General features: G+C 69.7%; 17 protein-coding genes. 4 read left to right on the top strand and 13 right to left on the bottom strand.

All coding sequences use genetic code 11. The annotated features are described in order from the left end of the window. Position 1 precedes the first annotated feature (1 nt). Complete coding sequence (locus ORV05_RS01155) at positions 2-895, bottom strand: LysR family transcriptional regulator (protein WP_268756597.1); 894 nt, start codon at positions 893-895, stop codon at positions 2-4. A gap of 124 nt (positions 896-1,019) precedes the next feature. Here ORV05_RS01155 and ORV05_RS01150 point away from each other — a divergent pair, with 124 nt between their 5' ends. Further along, entirely contained in the window at positions 1,020-1,421 is a 402-nt protein-coding gene (locus tag ORV05_RS01150) for a carboxymuconolactone decarboxylase family protein (protein ID WP_268756596.1), read from the top strand. A 72-nt stretch (positions 1,422-1,493) separates the two neighbouring features. Here the strand turns inward: ORV05_RS01150 and ORV05_RS01145 are convergent, their stop codons facing one another. After that, the gene (locus ORV05_RS01145; RefSeq protein WP_268756595.1) at positions 1,494-1,964 is read right to left on the bottom strand and encodes a MarR family winged helix-turn-helix transcriptional regulator; all 471 of its coding nucleotides are present in this window, start codon (positions 1,962-1,964) and stop codon (positions 1,494-1,496) included. Positions 1,965-2,064: 100 nt separating this feature from the next. Between ORV05_RS01145 and ORV05_RS01140 the strand changes: the two genes are divergently transcribed. The 3 genes from ORV05_RS01140 to ORV05_RS01130 are packed head-to-tail and all read left to right on the top strand — an operon-like array spanning position 2,065 to position 3,419. Next, the gene (locus ORV05_RS01140; RefSeq protein WP_268756593.1) at positions 2,065-2,475 is read left to right on the top strand and encodes an SgcJ/EcaC family oxidoreductase; all 411 of its coding nucleotides are present in this window, start codon (positions 2,065-2,067) and stop codon (positions 2,473-2,475) included. A 60-nt stretch (positions 2,476-2,535) separates the two neighbouring features. Next, complete coding sequence (locus tag ORV05_RS01135; RefSeq protein WP_268756592.1) at positions 2,536-3,051, top strand: TetR/AcrR family transcriptional regulator; 516 nt, start codon at positions 2,536-2,538, stop codon at positions 3,049-3,051. A gap of 11 nt (positions 3,052-3,062) precedes the next feature. After that, positions 3,063-3,419, top strand: coding sequence for a hypothetical protein (locus ORV05_RS01130; RefSeq protein ID WP_268756591.1), 357 nt, complete (start codon positions 3,063-3,065; stop codon positions 3,417-3,419). A 3-nt stretch (positions 3,420-3,422) separates the two neighbouring features. Here the strand turns inward: ORV05_RS01130 and cyaB are convergent, their stop codons facing one another. The 11 genes from cyaB to ORV05_RS01075 form a co-directional block, all read right to left on the bottom strand. Further along, positions 3,423-3,995 (bottom strand): class IV adenylate cyclase, encoded by a 573-nt coding sequence (gene cyaB / locus ORV05_RS01125; RefSeq protein ID WP_268756590.1) that lies wholly within the window; start codon positions 3,993-3,995, stop codon positions 3,423-3,425. Positions 3,996-4,063: 68 nt separating this feature from the next. After that, positions 4,064-5,134 carry a BTAD domain-containing putative transcriptional regulator gene (locus ORV05_RS01120; protein WP_268756589.1) on the bottom strand — a complete coding sequence of 357 codons (1,071 nt, stop codon included), beginning with the start codon at positions 5,132-5,134 and terminating at the stop codon, positions 4,064-4,066. Positions 5,135-5,253: 119 nt separating this feature from the next. After that, positions 5,254-6,000 (bottom strand): ESX secretion-associated protein EspG, encoded by a 747-nt coding sequence (locus ORV05_RS01115; protein WP_268756588.1) that lies wholly within the window; start codon positions 5,998-6,000, stop codon positions 5,254-5,256. Positions 6,001-6,103: 103 nt separating this feature from the next. Continuing rightward, entirely contained in the window at positions 6,104-7,312 is a 1,209-nt protein-coding gene (locus ORV05_RS01110) for a trans-sulfuration enzyme family protein (RefSeq protein ID WP_268756587.1), read from the bottom strand. Between the two features lie 4 nt (positions 7,313-7,316). After that, positions 7,317-8,408 carry a hypothetical protein gene (locus tag ORV05_RS01105; protein ID WP_268756586.1) on the bottom strand — a complete coding sequence of 364 codons (1,092 nt, stop codon included), beginning with the start codon at positions 8,406-8,408 and terminating at the stop codon, positions 7,317-7,319. A gap of 84 nt (positions 8,409-8,492) precedes the next feature. Beyond that, positions 8,493-9,578, bottom strand: a complete 1,086-nt coding sequence (locus ORV05_RS01100; protein WP_268756585.1) for a hypothetical protein — start codon at positions 9,576-9,578, stop codon at positions 8,493-8,495. A 97-nt stretch (positions 9,579-9,675) separates the two neighbouring features. After that, positions 9,676-10,137 carry a hypothetical protein gene (locus ORV05_RS01095; protein WP_268756584.1) on the bottom strand — a complete coding sequence of 154 codons (462 nt, stop codon included), beginning with the start codon at positions 10,135-10,137 and terminating at the stop codon, positions 9,676-9,678. Continuing rightward, a complete protein-coding gene (locus tag ORV05_RS01090) occupies positions 10,137-10,436 on the bottom strand; it encodes a YbaB/EbfC family nucleoid-associated protein (protein ID WP_268756583.1) in 300 nt (99 codons plus the stop codon). The genes ORV05_RS01095 and ORV05_RS01090 overlap by 1 nt, the downstream gene beginning before the upstream one ends. After that, entirely contained in the window at positions 10,433-11,548 is a 1,116-nt protein-coding gene (locus ORV05_RS01085) for a CHAP domain-containing protein (RefSeq protein WP_268756582.1), read from the bottom strand. Before ORV05_RS01085 ends, ORV05_RS01090 begins: the two co-directional genes overlap by 4 nt. Before the next feature lie 12 nt (positions 11,549-11,560). After that, positions 11,561-12,370, bottom strand: a complete 810-nt coding sequence (locus ORV05_RS01080; RefSeq protein ID WP_268756581.1) for a transglycosylase SLT domain-containing protein — start codon at positions 12,368-12,370, stop codon at positions 11,561-11,563. A gap of 315 nt (positions 12,371-12,685) precedes the next feature. Continuing rightward, complete coding sequence (locus ORV05_RS01075) at positions 12,686-13,456, bottom strand: ESX secretion-associated protein EspG (RefSeq protein ID WP_268756580.1); 771 nt, start codon at positions 13,454-13,456, stop codon at positions 12,686-12,688. Positions 13,457-13,463: the final 7 nt, after the last annotated feature.

The following is a 13,463-nucleotide window of genomic DNA, read 5'->3' as shown; positions in this document are numbered from 1 at the left end:
GTCAGCGGTCCTCCGCCGGTTCCACCGCTCCGAGTACGGCGCGAAAGCGCTTCAGGAGTGGGTTCCGGTCGGCCGCACGCCACACCAGGTGCAGGGTCGTCGACGTGCCCTCCAGGGGCCGCGCGCGCACGCCGACACGCCGGAGCGCGCGGTGGGAATCGGACATCACCGCCGCACCGAAGCCGGCGGCGACCAGGGCCAGCACCGTCTGCACGCTGCGGCCCTCCGCGCCGATGCGCGGGGCCACGCCTGCCTGGTCGCACAGCGCGAGGATCTCGTCGTGCGAATGCGGGGAAACCTCGCGCGGCCACACCACCAGCGGCACCTGGCCGAGCGCGGTCAGCGGGGCCGGGCCGGGCTGGTGCGCCAGCGGATGCGCCTCGGGCAGGAACAGGCTGAGCGGCTCGCGCCACCAGGCCCGCACGGCCAGGCGCCCATCGCGTGACGGCAGGCGCTGGACGGCGATGTCGAACCGGCCGTCCAGAACGCCGTCCGACATCTCGGCGTCGTTGAAGCTCTCCACCAAACGCAGCTCGACGCGGGGCATCTCACGCCGCAACCGGCCGAGCACGCCGCCCAGCGGACCGTTGATCCCCGAACCGGCGAACGTCACCGTGAATCGTCCGGCCAGGCCCTCGCCCGCGAGCCGCACCTCCTCCAGCGCGGCCTCCGCCTCGGCGAGCACTCTCCCCGCCCGGGAAACCAGCGTCTCACCGGCGGGTGTGGGGACCAGCCCCCTGCCCTCGCGCTCGAACAACGCCGTCCCGAGCCGTCGTTCCAGCTCACGGAGCTGACGGCTCAGCGTCGGCTGTGTCAGGTGCAGGCGGCGCGCGGCCCCGCTGATGCTCCCCTCCTCGGCGATCGCGACCACATAGCCCAGCAGTCTCAGTTCCATCCATGCCTCCGAAGCATCGGAAACATAGCTTCCCATGCCTTTGACGCGGAGAGCGCGGCGAGATCGGCAAAGCTTGGCGACGGAACACGAACCCGAACACAAACCCAGGAACCGGGAGAAACCCATGAATCGCGGAGATCGTTACGAGCACGGCCTGAAGGTGCTGAACGAGGTCGACGGCGAAGCCGGACAGCGGGTGGTCGACTCGCTCGCCGCCGTCTCGCCGGAACTCGGCCACCAGGTGGTCGCCTGGGCGTTCGGCGACATGTACGCCCGACCCGAACTGTCGCCGCGCGACCGGCAACTGGTCACCCTCGGCGTCCTCACCGCACTCGGCGGCTGCGAGATCGAACTCGACGTACACGTCAACGCCGCGTTGAACGTCGGTCTCACCACCACCGAGATCGCCGAGGCGTTGCTTCACTCGGCCGTCTACGCCGGGATTCCGCGCTCGATCAACGCCACGCTCGTGGCGAAGAAGGTCTTCACCGAACGCGGTCTCCCGCCGGTCCAGAACCTGTCCTGACTCGCTCGCGGCACGGACGAGGTCGTCCCGGCTGCGCCGGTCCGGTGGCGCCGCCGCGCCGTGAGGGGCCCCTCACGGCCGGGGACGGGACTCCTTTTGTTGCCTGGTGAGCTGCGCGTTGACGGCGTTGAGCTGTTCGAGGAAGTCGGTGATGAGCGCCAGTTGCTCGTCGGTGTAGTTGTCCAGGATCGCGGTGGTCGCGGTGACCAGCGGCGAGAACAGCCGTGCCGTTTCCGCCTCGTGCTGTCCGGTGGACTCCACGAACACGCGGCGCCGGTCGTGTTCGTCGCGGATGCGCCGGACAAAGCCGCGGCGCTCCAGGCGGTCTAGGGCGGCGGTCGTCGCCGACGTGCTCAGGCCGGTGATCTCGGCCAGCCGGCCCGGGGTGAGGCGCGGCTCGTCGCGGGCGGCGTCCAGGCACTTCAGGTCGGTCATGATGAGGCCGAGCCGGTCCGCGATCACCTGGTGCATGAGCAGCCGGTACGTCGAGGCGCCCCGCATGAGTTCGGTCAGCCGGGCGATGACCTCGTCGCGACTTGACAACTCTTCCTCCCAACAGGATTATTCGATCCATCGAGATTTCCCGAATGCGGGAAGACTCACTGGCTGGGATCATCTTAGAGACAGGGGGGGCGAAGGCACGATGCGACAGGCAGGCCTGACCAAGGAAGACGAGACGGCCCTCCGCGAACTGCTCCAGACCATGGAGGACGCCTGGGCGCGCGGCGACGGGGCGGACTACGCCGCGGCCTTCACCGACGACGCCCGCTATGTCACGCAATCCGGGATGCGCTTGATCGGACGACGGGCCATCGCCGAGTCCCATCAGAAGCTCTTCGAATCGGACTTCCGGGGCACACGGCTCGGCGTCGCCCCGATGGAGTCGCAGCCCGTCGCGCCGAACGTGGTGCTCCTGCACGGCAGCGGCACAGTGCTGTTTCCCGGCGAGAACGCGCCGCGGATACGACCCATCGGACTGCTGACGGTGGTCGCGGTCAACGACGGCGACGCATGGCGCTTCGCGTCGTTCAGCAACACGCCCACCGTGCGCTGACGCCGAGTTCAGGAACGATCGTTCTTGACCGTTCGTTCCTGAACCGTCTAGGGTCGCGTCATGGGCCGGCCGAGAGGGTTCGACGAAGACGAGGTGGTGCGCGCCGCGGCCGCGCTGTTCGCGGAGCGGGCCTATGACGGGGTGTCCGTGGACGACCTGGTCAGCCACCTCGGAGTACACCGCAACAGCCTGTACAAGACCTTCGGCAGCAAACGGGGGCTGTACCTGCGCGCCTTGCGGCGGCACGTGGACGACGAGGTGCGCCCCCTCGGCAGCGCTCTCGCCGAGGCGGACGGACCGGTGCAGGCCTCTCGCCTGGTGGCGGAGGCGGAGCTGGACTTGCTGCTCCTGGCGGCCGTCGAGCGCGCGCCCTCGGACACGGAGGTCGCCGCGCTGGTCGGCGAGGCCCTGGAAGTCCTCGACCTGGCCCTCGGCGCCGTCCTGCCCGGCTCGGACACCTCCGACGTGAGCGCGTTCACCGCGGCGCTGCTCGGGTTGCGCCTGCGCGCCAGGGCCACCGGCTCACCCACCGAATCCGATTCCACCGCGCTGGCACAGCGGTTCGAAACCCGATGAAGGAGCATCACATGGCACGGATCGACATCGACGGCGACGACCTGGTCGTCACCATCGAGGGGCTGGACAAGCTCTGGGCGCTCAAAAGCAGCCTGACCATCCCGCTGGCCAACGTCCGCGGCGCTACCGCCGACCCCGGCATCGCCAAGGAACCCAAGGGCATCCGCGCGCCTGGGGCGTACCTGCCGGGCGTGATCACCGCGGGCACCTTCCACCTCGACGGCGAACGCGTCTTCTGGGACGTTCACGATCCGGCCAAGGCCGTGGTCATCGAACTGGCCGACGAACGCTACGCCCGCCTGGTCGTCGAAGTCGAGGACCCACGCGCCGCCGTCGCGCTCGTCGAAAACGCCAAGCAGCGCCCCTGACCGTCACTGGTGCCGGAGGACGAGATCGCGGTAGGGCAGCTTCACGATCGCGTACCCGGTGAGGCCGAGTTGCCGTTCCACCTCGTCGAGAAGCCTGGAAGCCTCGTCCACGTTCTCGGCGAGGACCTCGGTTTCCAGGAAATCGCCGACACCGGCGACGGCGTCGAACGCGACGGTGATTTCGCTCCGGCCAGGATGCCGGTAGGTCGTCCTGGTTTTCCGCACCTCACAAAGCGGCACCATGCCCAGTACGGCCAACAGGTCGTTCGCGACCGTCGCCTGGTCGTCACCGGCGAGCACGACGTTGGTCTCCCGTTTGGCGATGATGTCCTCGCTGCTGTGCGTTTCCGCCGTCGAGGACGGTTTGTACGTGATTTCGGCAAACCCGTCCCGCTGCCGGACCCGCAGGCATTCGACGGTGGCCAGGAAGTCGCGATCCGGGCGGCTGTAGTACGCGTCGACTTCGACACTCGTACCCAGTTCGAGGTATCCACACCGCGTTACCCGCGCCTTCACCGCGCCGATATCGCCGTTCAGCTCCCGCTTCCGCTCGACTTCGGTCTGGAAGGTGGACACGGTTCGGCTTTCCCCTCGGTCGGTGGCCGTGTAGCTACGCGCAAGCCGACCTTCTCATTGAAGCGCTCTCAACACGACCCGGTGGCCGTCTTCACCGTGGTCCTCCCCGGAGCGGCGCCGATGCCGACGCGGTCGTCGCGCAGCACCGCCAGTCGCGTCCGCCGCAGCGTCTCGCCCGGGGGCACGCCCAGGTTCTCGGCGAGATGGCGGCGGATGCGGTCGAACACGGCCAGTGCTTCGGCGCGCCGGCCGCCGCGGGCCAGTGCGCGCATCAGCATCACGGCGACCGGTTCGTTCAGCGGCTGTTCCGCGGCCAGTGCGGACAGTTCGGCGACCGCCTCGCGGTGTTGCCCCAGACTCAGCTGCCAGTCCAGTTTTCGTTGTGCCAGCGTGATCCTGCGCTCGGTGAACCGCAGGCGTTCCAGTTCGGCGAACGGCCCGGGCAAGCCTGCCAGTGGCTCACCGGCGAACAGGTCCAGAGCCTGCGAGCAGGCGCGCACGGCCTCGTCCACTTCCCCGGCTCGCGCGGCCGCCTCCGCCGCGGTGACGAGTTCCTCCATGCGCGTCACGTCCACCTGCACGGCACCGCGTGCGAGCCGGTAGCCGCACCGGTCACGCTTGATCACCGAGTCCGGGTTGCCGTCGCGGTGCAGGATCTTGCGCAGCCGGTAGATGTAGACCGGCACCACGTTCGCGTTCGGCGGCTCCAGCCCCCACACGCCGTCGAGCAGTTCCTGCCTGCTGACCGCACGGTCCGGGCACAGCGCCAGCGCGGCCAGCACGGCTTGCTGACGCGCGGGCCCCACGTCCACGAGCTGTCCGTCGTGCCAGACCCGCAGGGGGCCGAGCACGGAGATCCGTACGGGCTGGGGCACCGGGCTCGCCGGGTACCGGCGCGAATCCTGGCCTGGCACGACCAACCCGCTGTCGAAGGCGTGGACGATGGCGGCGCAGCGGTCGCGCAGCCCGAGCTTGGCGAGGATCCGCTCGAGATGTCCGGCCACAGCGTCCACGGACATGGCCAGGGCGGCAGCGATCTCGGCGTCGGTCAGGCCTCGGCCGACCACGCGGAGCACTTCGCGTTCCCGATCGGTGAGCGCGGTGACGGTCGGCTGGTCGGTCGTTGCGGTCGTCGGCATAACGGCTCCCCGGTTGTTCGGTTGCGCCGTCAACGCTGGTCTCGTACCGCACACCTGACCAGGCCAGCCGACCGGCCATTACCGGCCGGTGCCCTCTCACCTGCAAAAACGCCGCGGAACTAGCCTGCGGTGAGGGCGGAGAGCAGTGCACGGCGGGTGCCCGAAAGGCAGTGCAGCATGGGCTCCCCGTTCGGTGGCTGCGCGACGTAGCTCAGGATCCGGCCCGCCTCGACGAGGTCGATCACGGTGACCGGCCGACCGCGACGCCGCTGCCCGCTCCGGTCGCGGGCGGCCGCGGCCAACTGGTGCATGCCACTGCGCGGTGCGTTCATCAGCGCCCGCACCTGGGCAGCCGGATCGGGCCTCTGCTGGCGAGTCTCCATCGTCAGTTCATAGTCCTCGGAAGTCGCCGGGCCCCTCGCGGAGTACTGCGACACGGGAATGACGATTTCACCGATATCCGCGGCTCGGGCATCGGGCAGCGCGTCGACGAGCGTGCGGGCCAGATCGTCGGCCCGCGCCGCGTCGAGGACCACGCTCTTCTCGTCACGCACCAGCCGCACCGCCTCCCCGCCGACCGCCGCGACCAGCGCCGCACCGGGCTCGCCGTGGTGCGAGATCCAGGCGTAGCACTCCCGCTCCGGACGGGCGAGCACCGCGAGCTTCCGCCGGAATTCCGGTGTCGGCACGCCGTCGACCGCGGCACCCGCCTTTTCCAGCAGGCCGTCGACCTCGCGCCGCAACAGCTTTTTCGCGGAGCCGTCGAGCCACAGGTCATCCGTACCGATGACCGGATGCGGTTTTCCGTAACCGCCGGTTTCCCACGCCTTGACGAAGGCATAGCGCGGCAACACGATCGCGTTCACGATGTCGTCCCCCCAGAGCCGAAGATCGCGAAGGAGACGATACCGGTCGCGAGCCGAGAGTGGTGGGTACAACACGGAAAGTGGACGGTGCTTTCGGTGCCCTTTACCGTCCGAAGGTCGCGTCCAGTGCGGCGGCCAGATCGGCGACCAGGTCGTCCGGGTCTTCCAGGCCCACCGAGAAACGCAGGTGCCCCCACTTCCGGAACGGCTCGGGATAGGCCGCCACCCGCGGCCCCTCGGTGCCCACGTGGACGATGAGCGATTCGTCGTGTCCGAGGGAGACGGCGGAGGTGATCAGGCGCAGGTTCGCCACGAAACGGTTCTGCATGGCGGGATCGCCGTTGACCGCGAAGGCCATCATGGCGCCGAAACCGCGTCCGCCGAACTGCCGCGCGGCGAGTTCGTGCTGCGGGTGCGAAGGCAGCCCGGGGTATTCGACGAACGCGACCCGCGGATCGGCGGCGAGGAATTCGGCGACCCGGCGCGCGGAGGTCAGGTGCTGCGTGAGGCGAAGCGGCAGGGTGACCGCGCCGCGGGAGATCAGCCAGGCGTTGAACGGGGAGATCACCCCGCCCACGTCGACCATCGCCTCCGACTTGATCGAGCCGATCAGCTGGCGGGCGCCGATCACCGCACCGCCCATCGCGTCGCCGTGCCCGTTGATGTACTTCGTCAATGAGTGCACGACGAGGTCGGCACCGTCGGCGAGCGGCCGGTACAGCGGGGGCGGGGTGAACGTCGAGTCCACCACCAGCAGGGCCCCGGCGGCGTGGGCGATCCGGGCGCAGGCCGCGACGTCGGTCACCCTGGTGGTCGGGTTCGCGATCGCCTCGACGTGCACGAGCCGGGTGTTGTCGCGGATCGCGGCCTCGACGGCGGCGAGATCGCTGCTGTCGACGAAGGTGGCTTCGATCCCGTACTTCGCGGGCAGGATCTCGGCGAACAGCCGCCAGGTCGCCTCGTAGGTCACGTCGGAGACCACGATGTGGTCACCGCTGCGCAGGTGCGTGAAGAACACCGCGTGCAGCGCGGCGACCCCGCTCGCGAGCGCGACGGCGTCTTCCCCCTCTTCGAGCGCGGCGAGCTTGTCCTGCAGGGCGAGCTGGTTGGCGCCCGAGTTGCGGGTGTACAGCGGGATGTCGGTACCGGACCAGCTCACCTGGGACGGGTCTTCGGGCAGCGCGTAGGAGTTCGCCATCACGATCGGCGTCCGGATGGCGCCCGACCCCCGGTCGACCGCGTTCCCGGCGTGCACCGCCCTGGTCGGGAACGAGAGGGTGGCGGGGGATTCCTTGTCCGGCCTGCTGTTCACGGCCTCATGCTAGACGGCCGAGCTTGGCCAGTCCGGTCCCTGGGAAACCGGGCAGGCCGATCAGGAGGTTGCCCTGCTGGGGAGCACCGATCACCCACAACTGCCCAGACAGGTACGCGGCCGCGGCGAGATCCACCGTGGTCATGAACAGCCGGGCCTTTCGCTGCTTCCCGTCGGGAAGCAACACCCGGCAGGACAGGGACACGATCCTCTTCCCGCGGGGAAGCGCCACGTCGAAGGTGACCGCGAGCGGGGTCCAGGTGATCGCGTGGGAAGCCTTGCCGAAACGAGCCAGCCGGGCCATGAACCGAACGAGCGCGAGCAGTGCGACCAGGTCCATCGCGATCAACCACCAGCCGGAAGGCGTGTTCACCGCGGCCGGGCCAGACAGGCTGCTCAGCGTCAGCCAGGACAGCAACAGCAGCAGGGTCACCGAGAACGCCAACCCGGTGACCTGTTGGTGGCGGACGTAGGTCCGCAGGATCCGGTCGTCCTTGGGGGCACCGAACCGGCGAGGTAGTGCCGCCACCGGTTTCGCCCCGCGCGCCGGTTCCCGCCGGGTCCGCACGATCAACGGCGCAACGTAGCCGGGGAGGTGGACCAGCGCCCGGCCGGAGTCGTCCGGGCCGAGCACGAAGAGACGGCGTTCGGTGGCGAGAAAGTCCCGGACCACCCCGCCAGGGCGAAGGGCGTACCAGCGATCACCCGCCTCCCCGGCAAGCCGCATCCACAACGCGTACCGGGTCTCGAGCAGATCGCCGTCGCCCAGCACGATCTCGCGTACCGGCGACTGGAGCAACCGCCGACGAGCACGCGGTGTCACCTTGAGAAACGAGTACCAGACGGCGAGCAGGACCGCCGTGAAGATCACTTGCGCGACCAGGAGCAGGACGTCTTCACCCCCCAGGAACAACGGGAGGAACACGAACGCCACGAACGGGGGCAGCCACACCGCGAGTCGGCGCGTCCTGCGCGCCGAGGCCGCCACCAGCGGGGGAATCAGCGGCTCCTCCGCACCGGGCCGCCCCACCTCCGGCCGGAACACCGCCATCCCGGATTCGCGCGGAACCGGATCGGTACCGAGGTCAGCGTGCACCCGGGATCACTCCTGCCGTGGACGTTCCCGCGCACCACGGCGGGGCCGAGCGCACTTTACCTTCCCTTTGTCCGATATCGGGACTCAGCGCGGCAGGCCGAGCCTGGCCGAGCCGAGCGTCGGATAACCGGGCAGTCCGATCAGGAGGCTGCCCTTCTCGGGAGCACCGATGACCCACAGCTGCCCGGACAGGTAGGCGGCCATCGCGAGGTTGATCGTGACGTTGAGCAGCTGTACCGGAGTCTGGGTTCCGTCGGGTGCCCACACCCGGCCGGGAATGGTGAGCGCCCGTTTGTCCCGGGGTGGCTCGTAGTCCAACGTGACGCGCAGCGGTGTCCAGTCGAGCGCATGAGCCGCCTTGCCGACCCGTGACCGCCGTACCAGGAGCTTGCCCGCCAGGTAGACCAGCACCGCGGCGTACACGAGCAGGAACATGCCGGTGAGGCCGGCATCGTCGCCGAGCCGCGTGAGCTGCGAGGGCAGGTACAGCGCGACCCAGACCGCGACGAGCATCAGGAACGCGGCGACCGCCAGGAGAAGACGCCGCTGGTAGCGAACCAGGGCCCGCAGCACCGGGTCGTCCTTGGGGGCCCCGGGCTGCCACGGCAGCCCCGGCACCGGCTTCGCCTCGCGCGGAGGTTCCCGCCGGGTCTTCGCCAGCCCCGCGACCGGCGAGCCGGGAAGGAAGACCAGCGCCCGTCCGGATTCGTCCGGGCCCAGCACGAACACGCGCCGTTCCCGCGCGAGGAAGTCCCGGACCACCGAACCCAGACGTATCCGGTGCCAGCTGTCGGGGGCAAGCCGGACGTACACCGACCGCCGCGTCTCGAGCAGATCGTCGCCGCCCAGGACCACCTCGCGCATCGGTTCCCGCACCAGTCGCCGTCGCGCCTCGGGGGGAACTCGCCAGGAGGAGTAGGCGAGAGCGAAGAACATCAGCGCGACAAGCGTCACCGCGACCGCGTAGAGCGGCAACAGGGTGGACCTGGCTTTCAGGGAAGCGGCCAGCACGATGACCGCCAGAAGCACCGTGGCCTTCGGCAGGCCGGTCTTCGTGGTGCGGGCCGAGGCCTCCACCAGCGAGGCGACGAGCGGGTCCTCCGTCCCCGGACGGCCCACCACGGGCCGGAACACGGGGCCGGCCGGACCGGTACCAAGATCAGCGCTCAACCGGGCTCACTCCTCGGCGGGTTGTCCGCACCCACGACGGACTCCGGGGAACCCTACCTTCGGCGCGGCCCGGTCGAGCGGCTGATCCTCGGTCGGTTCAGACGCGGCGGAGGACGAAACCCTCCTCCTCGTCCTGGTCGTCCGCGGCGGGCCTTGCCCGCCGGGGCGCGGGCGCCGGTTCTTCCACTGTGGACTTCACCGGTTCCTCCACTGTGGACCCTTCGGGTTCCTCCTCGATGTCGAGGAACGCCTCGACCGCCTCGGCGATGGCGGGCACGCAACCGGCCTTCACCGCGCGCAGACCCTCCCGCAGCACCTTGGTGCCCGCTTCCGTGCTCAGCCGCGAAATCTCCGCCGCCAACCGCTCCGGGCCCAGCGCGAGAGCCTCGTCACCGATCTCCAGGTCGACCAGCATGCCCTGCACGTCCACCGCCACCGAGATTCCCTCGCCCCGCGCCGTCCCGCGCAGTTCGGCCATCCCCGCCGACAGGCCAAGGCGGTCCGGGATCTCATCGGCGATCTCGATCAGCTCGTCGATCGTGCGTTCGTCGGTGTCCATCAGACCCTCCACCGGTCCGGCGTGGTGGCCTCCGCGGCCTCGGTCAACGACGCTTCCTGGTTCAGGCCCAGTGCGGCGAGATCGTCCTTGCCGAGCCCGCCGAGCTCCTCGGCCATGACGTGCTTGGCGCGTTCGTTCGCCTGCGCAGCGGCCTCACGCGCCAGTGCCAGGATCGAACGGGCCAGGCGGGGACCGCCACCGCGGAGCGCGTCCGGGGTGAGTTCGAGCCCGCGCAGCGCACCCCCCGGGGCGACCTCCACGGAAATACCGTCGCGCCGCGCGCTTCCGGTGATCGTCATTGCGGGTGCACCCCTCCGTAGAACCGATGCGCGTCCCGAGGCAGCGTGTAGGTGTGGCGCATCACCTGGTCGTTCGAGTTGCCCTCGATCGTGGTGATCTTGTTGCCCTCGACCTTTTCGATGATCCCGATGTGCTCGCTGCCACTCCAGCTCGGCCCGGTGCCGAACAGGATCGTGTCACCAGGACGGGCCTGCTTGGCCAGGTCCTGCCGGTCGTAGGCGAGGTGGTGCCGCTCGCCCCACTTGTAGACGTCGCCGGTGAACCCGTACTTCGGGATGTCCACACCGGCGTCGCGCCACATCGAGGTGGCGAAGTAGGAGCACCAGGGCTGCCCGGTCGGGCCCCACTTGTTCCGGTTGTTCGGACCCTCGTGGTAGCCGAGGTTCGAGCGGGCGTCGGCAAGGATCTTGTCGACCTTCGCCGAATGGCTCGGATCCGTCTTGCTGGGCTCCTTGCCGTGGCCCTTGTGCGGCTCCTTGCCGTGGCCCTTGTGGGGCTCCTTCTCGTGGCCCTTGCCCGGGTGCACCGGCTTGTGGTGCGCCTGCCCCGGATCGGCGACACCGTCGGAGTTCAGGTCCTTCTCCAGTGCCCGCAGTTTGCGCGCCGCGTCCTCCATCTCGCCGCGGGCGTCCTTGAGGTGCCCGGAGGATTCCTTGAGGTAGCGGCCCGCCAGGTCGGTGACCTCGCCCAGCGCCTTGAGCAGGGCACCCGGTACGGCGGCCCCGGCGAGGGCGTACCCGGCCTTGAGCAGCGACTCGGCCCGGCGGACGAACTCGTCGACGAGGGCGCCGGTCGCGCCGTGCCGGGCGGCCAGTGCCTCGGTGACCTCCGAGACGATCTTGGCGGCTCGCGCGCTCGCCTCCGCCGTGACGGTCAGGTCGTCCCCGAGCTTCGTGGACTTCCCGTCGAAGCCGGAAGCGGCCTTGCTCTCCCAGTGCGTCAGCAGCGAGTGCGCGGCCTTCCGCTGCGCGTCGTGCTGCTCCATGATCGTCCTGGCCGCCGATTCGAGCGCGGTCTGCGCGGCCTGCGCCTCGCCCGCCTTGCCCTCGAGCTTGCCCTGGTGCGTCTTCAGTTCGCCCGCGAAAAGCGTGGCGATGGTTGCGGTGTCCATCTACTTTCCTGCCTATCCCAGTACGCCCGAGATGTCGGCGCTCTTGAGTTCCTGGATCGCCGCGTCCTCGTGTCCCCGGTAGCTCTGCGCGGCCTTGGTGGTCATTTCCCCGAGGTCCTGGGCACGCTGCCCGGTGGCCTTGACCTGCTTCTCCAGCGAGCGGCTGAAGTCGCCGAGCGCGTCGGAGAATCCGGTTTCCCTGCCGACCTGCCCGAAACTGTCCTTGGCGATCCCGGTCACCGCGTGCACGGTGCGCGAGCCGACCGCACGCAGTTCCGCGGCGATGTGGTCCGCCTTCTTGGTGTAGGCGTGGAACTGCTCGGGGTCGGCGGAGTAGCCGTCACGGCCCCCCTTGCCGTGCCCGCCTTCCTTGCCGTGGTGCGGTTTCTTGACCGGGTGGTGCCCGCCGCCACCGCCACCGCCGCCTCCGCCGCCCCCCTTGCCGTGGTGCTCGGAGACGTCTTGCGCCGCCTTGCGCGCCTCGGCCAGGTGCTTGCGGTACGCACCGTTGGTGTAGGTGGACCACGGCCCGAAGGACTTGCCGTGGTTGGAAATGGCGTAGGCCGCCTTGGCGTTCTCGTCCGGGTTGAACAGTTCGTTGTTCGAGTCGAGGTGGAACTGGTGCCTGCGGGCAGGCCCCATCGACCCCAGCATGTTGATCTGCCACAACCCGTAGGAGTTGTCCGGCGGTGTGCCGTTGTGTGCGCGCGCGTTCCCGCCGGACTCGGCGAGCGCCACGGCCACGGCGGTGGTCAGTGCATCACCGCGGAAGCCGGCCTGGTAGGCGTGCTGCGCGATCTGCTCCGCTGTCAGGGTGCTCATACAGCCACCTTCGTAGAGAATCGACCTTCCCTGGGGGGCGGTGCGGTGGTCCCCAACCCATCGGCTGCCCCGCTGTCACAAGGCCTGACGATAGCGGTACATCGCGGGCCACGAGGGCGAAACCGGGAAATTGCCGCGGCCGGGGTGGACGGGTCCTTTTTGGACATGCCAGGAGGGGACCCGGCACGGCTGGTGCGTGCTTCGAAGCGGCGGAGCCGCTTGCTGTGGGCCGCCAACCGGCACCGCCGCGGGTTCTCAGGGACCGCCTGAGGTTCCGCCACCCGCACCGCCACGCAAACCACTTCCAAACAGGTCCTAGCGGACCTGGTCGATCGACTCGGCCAGCCGGTTGACCAGCCAGTTCGTGTCGGCCGGGGTGACCGTGACCCACTGGGTGCCCGCCCTGCCGTCCACAGTCAGCCCGTAGCGGCCCGCTTCGGTGTCGAGCAGGGTCAGGACCGGAGACCGGCCGCGGGGCCCGTTGGCCGCGAGCTGACCGGAACAGGTGCGGGGCGATTCCGCCAGCGTGGACAGCGCCCGCGTCGCCCGGCCGCTGACACCGGCCTGCGACAGCGTCCATTCGAACCCCGAATGCCCCCTGGCGGCGAAGGCGTTCATCGCCTCGGAGAACACCTGCCGGGGCAGCCGCACCGACCCGCCGGGGCCCGCCGGAAGATCGCCCGCCACCTCGGCCACCGTGCCGATCAGCTGGTCCGGCGGGAACGGGCGCAGGGCCAGTTCGGCGTGGTCGAGCACGGCCAGCACCGCGTCCCGCGGGCCCGCGGCGGCCAGCACGCGCAACGGCACCTCGCCGATCAGCAGCGCGTCGACCGAAAACCTGGGCGTGGCAAGCAGTTTCAGCCGCTCCTCCAGTCCGGGATCGAGGTCCTCGCCGTCGATCAACCCGGCCTGCGTGAGCGTTTCGAACACCTGCCCGCCGAGTTCGTCGCGCTCGTCCATGGTGAACCCGTGCGAGCGGACGTCCAGCGGGTAAGGGTGGTCGCCGAGCTCGAGCTCCTCCCACAGCAGGTCGAATTCCAGATGGGAGAGCACCACTCCGTCGAGCGTGCTCACGCGCCAGGCCACGGTTCCT

The sequence above is a fragment of the Amycolatopsis cynarae genome (assembly GCF_026802195.1).
Lineage (GTDB): Bacteria > Actinomycetota > Actinomycetes > Mycobacteriales > Pseudonocardiaceae > Amycolatopsis_E > Amycolatopsis_E rhizosphaerae.
The sequence above is the reverse complement of the archived record's forward strand: the minus strand, read 5'-3'. Positions and strand labels throughout refer to the sequence as shown.

Coding starts and splice junctions, on each gene's coding strand:
- ORV05_RS01155 (WP_268756597.1), bottom strand. CDS start 895: ATGGAACTGAGACTGCTGGGCTATGTGGTCGCGATCGCCGAGGAGGGG.
- ORV05_RS01150 (WP_268756596.1), top strand. CDS start 1,020: ATGAATCGCGGAGATCGTTACGAGCACGGCCTGAAGGTGCTGAACGAG.
- ORV05_RS01140 (WP_268756593.1), top strand. CDS start 2,065: ATGCGACAGGCAGGCCTGACCAAGGAAGACGAGACGGCCCTCCGCGAA.
- ORV05_RS01135 (WP_268756592.1), top strand. CDS start 2,536: ATGGGCCGGCCGAGAGGGTTCGACGAAGACGAGGTGGTGCGCGCCGCG.
- ORV05_RS01130 (WP_268756591.1), top strand. CDS start 3,063: ATGGCACGGATCGACATCGACGGCGACGACCTGGTCGTCACCATCGAG.
- ORV05_RS01120 (WP_268756589.1), bottom strand. CDS start 5,134: ATGCCGACGACCGCAACGACCGACCAGCCGACCGTCACCGCGCTCACC.
- ORV05_RS01095 (WP_268756584.1), bottom strand. CDS start 10,137: ATGGACACCGACGAACGCACGATCGACGAGCTGATCGAGATCGCCGAT.
- ORV05_RS01090 (WP_268756583.1), bottom strand. CDS start 10,436: ATGACGATCACCGGAAGCGCGCGGCGCGACGGTATTTCCGTGGAGGTC.
- ORV05_RS01085 (WP_268756582.1), bottom strand. CDS start 11,548: ATGGACACCGCAACCATCGCCACGCTTTTCGCGGGCGAACTGAAGACG.
- ORV05_RS01080 (WP_268756581.1), bottom strand. CDS start 12,370: ATGAGCACCCTGACAGCGGAGCAGATCGCGCAGCACGCCTACCAGGCC.